General features: G+C 63.8%; 8 protein-coding genes and 1 pseudogene. 7 read left to right on the top strand and 2 right to left on the bottom strand.

Translation table 11 applies throughout. From position 1 onward, the window contains the following. Together AD428_RS04920 and AD428_RS04915 are read right to left on the bottom strand one after the other, a co-directional pair. A pseudogene (locus AD428_RS04920) lies at positions 1-182 on the bottom strand (PaaI family thioesterase); the annotation flags it as partial. Next, positions 179-820, bottom strand: coding sequence for a TetR/AcrR family transcriptional regulator (locus tag AD428_RS04915; protein WP_082308264.1), 642 nt, complete (start codon positions 818-820; stop codon positions 179-181). The gene AD428_RS04915 and the pseudogene AD428_RS04920, both read right to left, overlap by 4 nt. A gap of 415 nt (positions 821-1235) precedes the next feature. Between AD428_RS04915 and AD428_RS04910 the strand changes: the two genes are divergently transcribed. The 7 genes from AD428_RS04910 (at position 1236) to nuoF (ending at position 7472) form a co-directional block, all read left to right on the top strand. Beyond that, positions 1236-2363: a porin gene (locus AD428_RS04910; RefSeq protein WP_053244385.1), complete on the top strand. Its 1128-nt coding sequence runs from the start codon at positions 1236-1238 to the stop codon at positions 2361-2363. A gap of 358 nt (positions 2364-2721) precedes the next feature. Further along, complete coding sequence (locus tag AD428_RS04905; protein ID WP_053244384.1) at positions 2722-3081, top strand: NADH-quinone oxidoreductase subunit A; 360 nt, start codon at positions 2722-2724, stop codon at positions 3079-3081. Positions 3082-3120: 39 nt separating this feature from the next. Continuing rightward, positions 3121-3597 (top strand): NuoB/complex I 20 kDa subunit family protein, encoded by a 477-nt coding sequence (locus tag AD428_RS04900; protein ID WP_006217960.1) that lies wholly within the window; start codon positions 3121-3123, stop codon positions 3595-3597. An 82-nt stretch (positions 3598-3679) separates the two neighbouring features. After that, positions 3680-4306, top strand: a complete 627-nt coding sequence (locus AD428_RS04895) for an NADH-quinone oxidoreductase subunit C (RefSeq protein ID WP_053244383.1) — start codon at positions 3680-3682, stop codon at positions 4304-4306. Positions 4307-4309: 3 nt separating this feature from the next. Beyond that, positions 4310-5566 (top strand): NADH-quinone oxidoreductase subunit D, encoded by a 1257-nt coding sequence (locus tag AD428_RS04890; protein WP_053244382.1) that lies wholly within the window; start codon positions 4310-4312, stop codon positions 5564-5566. Positions 5567-5613: 47 nt separating this feature from the next. Continuing rightward, entirely contained in the window at positions 5614-6108 is a 495-nt protein-coding gene (gene nuoE, locus AD428_RS04885; protein WP_053244381.1) for an NADH-quinone oxidoreductase subunit NuoE, read from the top strand. After that, positions 6105-7472: an NADH-quinone oxidoreductase subunit NuoF gene (nuoF, locus tag AD428_RS04880; protein WP_053244380.1), complete on the top strand. Its 1368-nt coding sequence runs from the start codon at positions 6105-6107 to the stop codon at positions 7470-7472. The genes nuoE and nuoF overlap by 4 nt, the downstream gene beginning before the upstream one ends. Positions 7473-7484: the final 12 nt, after the last annotated feature.

Raw genomic sequence — 7484 nt, 5'->3', positions numbered from 1 at the left:
ATGCCGCCCAGGCGCTGGTGGGTGTCGCGCGCGGGCAGCACGGCCCGGGCGGCGCCCCGGCCCACGTACAGCACTTCGATGCCCAGCACGAGCGAAAACGGATGCTGGGTCGCCAGCAGGGATTGGAAATCGGCAAGGCTGATGAGCGGGGCTTCCGCCTCCGCGACAGGTGTCGGCGTCATGGGCGCTCCAGGGCGAGGCAATACTGGTCCAGCAGCGGCTCCGCCCGCTGGCCCAGCGATTTCAGCCGCCGGGTATGCAGGAGCAGCAGCAGGCCCATCAGGTAGGTGAAAACATTCATTTGCGTGGTTTCGCGCGCCGGGGCCAGGCCGGGCCGGGTGCGGACCAGGGCCTCGCCCAGCGCATCCACGCAGGCCAGCAGCAGCGCGTTCAGGCGCGCGTCCGCCTCGCGGCCCAGCCCGCGCGGGCCGGTTCCCTGGAACAGGTAGAGCCCCAGGGAGAACTCGCCCTGGCGCGCCGCGTAGTACTGGAAGAACGCCTGAATGACACTGCGCGCCGCATCCGCGGGCGCGCTGGCGGCCAGCGCCGCCGCCAGCGCGCCATGCAGGCGATTGAGCGAGTCTTCGAGCAGAGCGCCGTAAATGGCCTCCTTGCCCTCGAACCATGGGTAAATGGCGCCCGTGGTGCAGCCCGCCTCGTGCGCGATGGCCCGCACCGTGGTCTTCTCCAGACCCTCGCGCTCGAACACCCGCTGGGCCGCGTCCAGCACGAGCTGCCGGCGCAGGGCCTGCAACTGCGCCTGCCGCTGGCCGCGCGCCTCCGGAGACAGCCTCCTGGAAGTCTTGGCAGGTGGATTCATTGCGATGTTCTTTTGAAATAACGATGTTATCAATATACGTGAAACCGGCTCGCAATGAAACGCTGCGCCCGGCCGGCGGCAAAGGATGGCCAAACCGCCCGAAAGTGTCCCTAAAATACGTCCAAACCTCGCCGCGATTCGCTTCCAACAATTGGGGTCGGGGCTGGGAATCGCATGAATACGGGCCGGCGCAAAATTCGAGGGTTACTCCCAATGCCCATCGAAAACGCCTGTGCGAGGTGTTGCATCTTCCCAACATGGCTGTCGCAAACCTGCACTTTTCTGGCGTCGGGCATAGCCAGTCCCCCTGATTTTTGATGCAATAGCGTCAACTTCCCTTCGCGGAGTTAGGGGGGCGGCAGGCCGGTTCGCTGCATTGCTGCTCTTGTCACTCAAATCAACGGAGATTTCTTAAATGAAAAAGACTCTGCTCGCTGCCGCCCTGCTCGCCGGTTTCGCCGGTGTCGCCCAGGCAGAAACGTCGGTCACGCTGTACGGCATCATCGATACCGGCCTTGGTTACAACAAGATCAAGGGCATCAGCGACGCTGCCGACGGCAGCCGCATCGGCATGATCAACGGCGTCCAGAACGGCTCGCGCTGGGGTCTGCGCGGTTCGGAAGATCTGGGTGACGGTCTGCGCGCCGTGTTCCAGCTGGAATCGGGTTTCGATTCGGGCAACGGTAAGTCGGCCCAAGGCGGCCGCCTGTTCGGCCGTCAAGCCACCGTCGGCCTGGCCAGCAACAGCTGGGGTCAACTGGACTTCGGTCGTCAAACCAACATCGCCTCGAAGTACTTCGGCTCGATCGATCCGTTCGGCGCCGGCTTCGGCCAAGCCAACATCGGCACCGCCATCAGCGCCGCCAACACGCAGCGCTACGACAACATGGTGATGTACCAAACCCCGTCGTTCAGCGGCTTCCAGCTGGGCGTTGGCTATTCGTTCAACGCTGATTCGAACCGCGGCACCGAAACCGGCTTCCGCACCGCTGACAACACCCGCGCCATCACCGCTGGTCTGCGCTATGTGAACGGCCCCCTGAACGTGGCCTTCGCCTATGACCAACTGAACGCTTCGAACAAGCTGACCACCGAAGAAACCGACGCTACTCCGCGCCAGTACACCATCGGCGGTTCGTATGACTTCGAAGTCGTGAAGCTGGCCCTGGCCTACGCTCGCACGACCGACGGCTGGTTCGCCGGCCCGGGCGTGAACGGCGCTTCCGGCTCGATCCTGTCCACCTTTGCTGACGACGCCACCAACGTGTTCGCTGACGGCTTCAAGGCCAATTCGTACATGGTCGGCCTGACCGCCCCGATCGGCGGCGCTTCCAGCCTGTTCGGTTCGTGGCAAATGGTCGACCCGTCGAACGATAAGCTGACGGGCGGCGACGAGAAGATGAACATCTTCTCGCTGGGCTACACCTACGACCTGTCCAAGCGCACCAACCTGTACGCCTACGGCTCGTACGCCAAGAACTACGCCTTCATCGACGACGTCAAGTCGACCGCCGTCGGCGTCGGTATCCGTCACCGCTTCTAATCCAATGCAGGGCGCAAGCCCTGCCTGGATTTGAATCGGAAGACGGGCAAGCGGTCCTTCGCCCCGCTTGCTTGAAAGCCACCCTCCGGGGTGGCTTTTTGCATTATGTCCGGCGTCGGAAAAGCGCGTTGCCGGGGTGCGCGATAATAGAAGTGTCGCGAGCCGGATCGCGGGTCCGCCCATGCGGGGGCATGGGGGCTGGATGCGGCGCGCGCAGGGGTGGAAAGAGGTCCGATAAAGCGGATTGTTTCGCCTGAGGAATGCAGTCTTTCACCCGCTGTTTGCGCGTCAGAGTTCAGCCAGAAGTAACCACGTGAATGCTACAATCCAAAGGTTTGCGCATTTGACGGACGCCTGAATGAACCTGCAACAGTATTTTCCCGTCCTGCTGTTTATCGTAGTGGCCACCCTCATCGGGTTCGCGCTCCTGACGGCTGGGTCCCTGCTTGGCCCGCGGCGTCCTTACGCCGAGAAGCTTTCCCCCTATGAATGCGGCTTCGAGGCTTTCGAAGACGCGCGCATGAAGTTTGACGTGCGCTACTACCTGGTGGCGATTCTGTTCATTCTTTTCGACTTGGAAATCGCGTTCCTGTTCCCCTGGGCCATCGCCCACGGCACGGTCGGGCTCGTCGGTTTCTGGACGGTCATGGTGTTCCTCGCCGTGCTTACCGTCGGCTTCATCTACGAATGGAAAAAGGGCGCGCTGGATTGGGAGTGAGCCCGCAGGCTCATCCTCCGCACGCTATCAGAGACGAATATGGCTATAGACGGCATTCTCAAGCAAGGGTTCATCACCACCAGCGCGGACAAGTTCCTGAACTGGGCGAAGACCGGCTCCATGTGGCCGATGACCTTCGGCCTGGCCTGTTGCGCGGTCGAGATGATGCACGCGGGCGCGGCCCGCTACGACCTGGACCAGTTCGGTATCATTTTCCGTCCCAGTCCGCGCCAGTCCGATCTCATGATCGTGGCGGGCACGCTGTGCAACAAGATGGCGCCGGCGCTGCGCAAGGTCTACGACCAGATGCCCGAGCCGCGCTGGGTGGTTTCCATGGGCTCCTGTGCCAACGGCGGCGGTTACTACCACTACTCGTATTCGGTGGTCCGCGGCTGCGATCGCATCGTACCGGTAGACGTCTACGTGCCGGGCTGCCCGCCCACGGCCGAGGCGCTGGTCTACGGATTGCTGCAGATGCAGAACAAGATCCGTCTGACCAACACGATTGCCCGCTGATCCCGCGGGGCAGGGCGGCGCCAGGCCCCGCGGCCTCCGCCCGTCCCGACGGACAGCGTATCGGTTCACCTAAGCGTACAAGATGATGACCAGGCTCGAAACCCTGAAAACCAATTTGCAGACCACCCTCGGCGCGGACATCGCGCTGACCGAGGCGCTGGGCGAGCTGACGCTCGAAGTGCCCGCCGAACAGTGGTTCTCCGTCTGCACCAAGCTGCGCACCGAGACCGGGCTGCGCTTTGAAACCTGTATCGACCTCTGCGGCGTCGACTACCTCACCTGGGGCAACGGCACGCGCGAATTCGCCGACCAGACGGGCGCCAAGGTGCACCGTTCGCGTTTCGCGGTGGTCGTGCACCTGCTGTCCATTTCCAACAACTGGCGCCTGCGCGTGCGCACCTGGGCGCCGGATGACGAATTCCCCATGGTCGCTTCCCTGATCGAATGCTGGCCTTCGGTGGGCTGGTTCGAGCGCGAGGCCTTCGACCTGTACGGCATCGTCTTCGAGGGGCATCCCGACCTGCGCCGCATCCTCACCGACTACGGCTTCATCGGCCATCCCTTCCGCAAGGACTTCCCGCTGTCGGGCACCGTCGAAATGCGCTACGACCCCGAGCAGAAGCGCGTCATCTACCAGCCGGTCACCATCGATCCGCGCGAGATCACCCCGCGCGTGGTCCGCGAAGACACCTACGGCATGGGGCGTTAAATCATGGCAGAAATCAAGAACTACACGCTCAACTTCGGTCCGCAGCACCCGGCCGCGCACGGCGTGCTGCGCCTCGTGCTCGAACTGGACGGCGAAGTCATCCAGCGCGCCGACCCGCACATCGGCCTGCTGCACCGCGCCACCGAGAAACTGGCCGAGCACAAGACCTACATCCAGGCGCTGCCCTACATGGACCGCCTCGACTACGTGTCCATGATGTGCAACGAGCACGCCTACGTCATGGCCATCGAGAAGCTGCTGGGCATCGAGCCGCCGCTGCGCGCGCAGTACATCCGCGTGATGTTCGACGAGATCACCCGCATCCTGAACCACCTGATGTCCCTGGGCTCGCACGCCCTGGACGTGGGCGCCATGGCGGTGTTCCTGTACGCCTTCCGCGAGCGCGAAGACCTCATGGACTGCTACGAGGCGGTGTCGGGCGCGCGCATGCATGCGGCCTACTACCGTCCCGGCGGCGTGTACCGCGACCTGCCGGACGCCATGCCCCAGTATGGCGAAACCAGCAAGTACCGCGGCGACAAGGAAGTGCGCGCCATGAACGACGCGCGCTCCGGCTCGCTGCTGGACTTCATCGAAGACTTCACCAACCGTTTCCCGGCCTGCGTCGACGAGTACGAAACCCTGCTCACCGACAACCGCATCTGGAAGCAGCGCCTGGTGGGCATCGGCGTGGTCGATCCCGACCGCGCCAAGGCGCTGGGCTTCACGGGCCCCATGCTGCGCGGCTCCGGCGTGGCCTGGGACCTGCGCAAGACGCAGCCCTACGAGGTCTACGACCTGCTCGACTTTGACATTCCCGTCGGCGTGAACGGCGACTGCTACGACCGCTACCTCGTGCGCGTGAACGAGCTGCGCCAGAGCAACCGCATCATCCGCCAGTGCGTGGAATGGCTGCGCAACAACCCGGGCCCGGTCATGATCGAAAACCACAAGGTGGCCCCGCCCAAGCGCACCGCCATGAAGACCAACATGGAAGAGCTGATCCATCACTTCAAGCTCTTCACCGAAGGTTTCCACGTGCCGCCCGGCGAAGCGTACGCGTCGGTGGAGCATCCCAAGGGCGAATTCGGCATCTACCTGGTGTCCGACGGCGCCAACAAGCCGTACCGCCTGAAGATCCGCGCACCCGGTTTCGCGCATCTGCAATCGCTGGACGAAATGTCGCGCGGTCACATGATCGCCGACGCCGTGACCATCATCGGCACGCAGGACATCGTTTTCGGCGAGATCGACCGCTGATCCGCACGCACAGTCACGAGCACGCCCGCATAACCCGGATTCAAACTATGCTGCTTTCCGAACAGGCCTACCAGAAAATCGACCGGGAACTCGCGAAGTTCCCGGCCGACCAGCGGCAGTCCGCCATCATGGCCGCGCTGGCCATCGCCCAAGAAGAAAAGGGCTGGCTGGCCACCGACATCATCGAAGACGTGGCCAACTACATCGGCGTTCCGCCCATCGCGGTGCAGGAAGTCGCCACGTTCTACAACATGTTCGACGTCAAGCCCGTCGGCAAGAACAAGATCGCCGTCTGCACCAACCTGCCCTGTGCCTTGCGCGACGGCGAACGTGCCGGCGACTACCTCAAGCGCAAGCTGGGCGTCGACTACCGTGAAACCACGGCCGACGGCCAGTTCACGCTGATCGAGGGCGAGTGCATGGGCGCCTGCGGCGATGCGCCGGTGGTCATCGTGAACAACAAGCATATGTGCGTGCGCATGACGGAAGAGAAGCTCGACGCGCTGGTCGCGACCCTCAAGGCGCAAGGAGAGTCGGCATGAACGCGCCCGATATCTACAAGCAGCTTTCGCAGGGGCTGGATCCCAACCCCCTGAACGACCTGTCCAACTCCATGTGCCTGCATGGCCGCCACATCTCGCCGCAGATCATGGCGGGCGTGGACGGCAGCAACTGGCGCCTGGCCGACTACGTCAAGCGCGGCGGCTACGAGGCCCTGAAGAAGATCCTCACCACGGGCATGAAGCCCGAGGACGTGATCGCCGAGGTCAAGGCTTCCGGCCTGCGCGGCCGCGGCGGCGCGGGCTTTCCCACCGGCCTGAAGTGGAGCTTCATGCCGCGCGCGTTCCCCGGCCAGAAATACCTGGTGTGCAACTCCGACGAGGGCGAGCCCGGCACCTTCAAGGATCGCGACATCCTGCGCTTCAACCCGCACATCGTGATCGAGGGCATGGCCATCGCCGCCTACGCCATGGGCATCAGCGTCGGCTACAACTACATCCACGGCGAGATCTTCGAAGTGTATGAGCGCTTCGAGGAAGCGCTCGAGGAAGCGCGCGTCGCGGGCTTCCTGGGCGACAAGCTGTTCGGCTCGGACTTCAGCTTCCAGCTCCATGCCTTCCACGGCTACGGCGCCTACATCTGCGGCGAGGAAACCGCGCTGCTCGAATCGCTGGAAGGCAAGAAGGGCCAGCCGCGCTTCAAGCCGCCGTTCCCGGCGAGCTTCGGCCTGTACGGCAAGCCCACCACCATCAACAACACCGAGACTTTCGCGGCGGTGCCCTGGATCATCCGCAACGGCGGCCAGGCCTACCTCGAGGTCGGCAAGCCCAACAACGGCGGCACCAAGCTGTTCTCCGTGTCGGGCGACGTCGAGCGCCCGGGCAACTACGAAATCCCGATGGGCACGCCGTTCTCCAAGCTGCTGGAGCTGGCGGGCGGCATGCGCGGCGGGCGCAAGCTCAAGGCCGTGATCCCCGGCGGTTCGAGCGCCCCGGTGCTGCCAGCCGACATCATGATGGACTGCACCATGGACTACGACTCCATCGCCAAGGCGGGGTCGATGCTGGGTTCGGGCGCCGTCATCGTCATGGACGAGACGCGCTGCATGGTGAAGTCGCTGCTGCGCCTGTCGTACTTCTATTTCGAGGAAAGCTGCGGCCAGTGCACGCCGTGCCGCGAAGGCACGGGCTGGCTGTACCGCATGGTCCATCGCATCGAGCACGGCCAGGGCCGTCCCGAGGACCTGGACCTGCTGGACAACGTCGCCAGCAACATCATGGGCCGCACCATCTGCGCCCTCGGCGATGCCGCCGCCATGCCCGTCCGCGGTTTTATCAAGCACTATCGCGACGAATTCGCGCACCACATCGAACACAAGTCGTGTGTGGTTCCGCAATATCTGTAGGTCTCAGGAACA

It is taken from the genome of Achromobacter sp. DMS1 (genome assembly GCF_001270295.1).
Note: the sequence above shows the minus strand (reverse complement) of the source record. Positions and strands in the feature narration are given on the sequence as shown.

What these genes read in the sequence shown, in the direction of transcription:
- AD428_RS04915 (WP_082308264.1), bottom strand. Translation starts at nt 820, where the DNA reads ATGAATCCACCTGCCAAGACTTCCAGGAGGCTGTCTCCGGAGGCGCGC.
- AD428_RS04910 (WP_053244385.1), top strand. Translation starts at nt 1,236, where the DNA reads ATGAAAAAGACTCTGCTCGCTGCCGCCCTGCTCGCCGGTTTCGCCGGT.
- AD428_RS04905 (WP_053244384.1), top strand. Translation starts at nt 2,722, where the DNA reads ATGAACCTGCAACAGTATTTTCCCGTCCTGCTGTTTATCGTAGTGGCC.
- AD428_RS04900 (WP_006217960.1), top strand. Translation starts at nt 3,121, where the DNA reads ATGGCTATAGACGGCATTCTCAAGCAAGGGTTCATCACCACCAGCGCG.
- AD428_RS04895 (WP_053244383.1), top strand. Translation starts at nt 3,680, where the DNA reads ATGATGACCAGGCTCGAAACCCTGAAAACCAATTTGCAGACCACCCTC.
- AD428_RS04890 (WP_053244382.1), top strand. Translation starts at nt 4,310, where the DNA reads ATGGCAGAAATCAAGAACTACACGCTCAACTTCGGTCCGCAGCACCCG.
- nuoE (WP_053244381.1), top strand. Translation starts at nt 5,614, where the DNA reads ATGCTGCTTTCCGAACAGGCCTACCAGAAAATCGACCGGGAACTCGCG.
- nuoF (WP_053244380.1), top strand. Translation starts at nt 6,105, where the DNA reads ATGAACGCGCCCGATATCTACAAGCAGCTTTCGCAGGGGCTGGATCCC.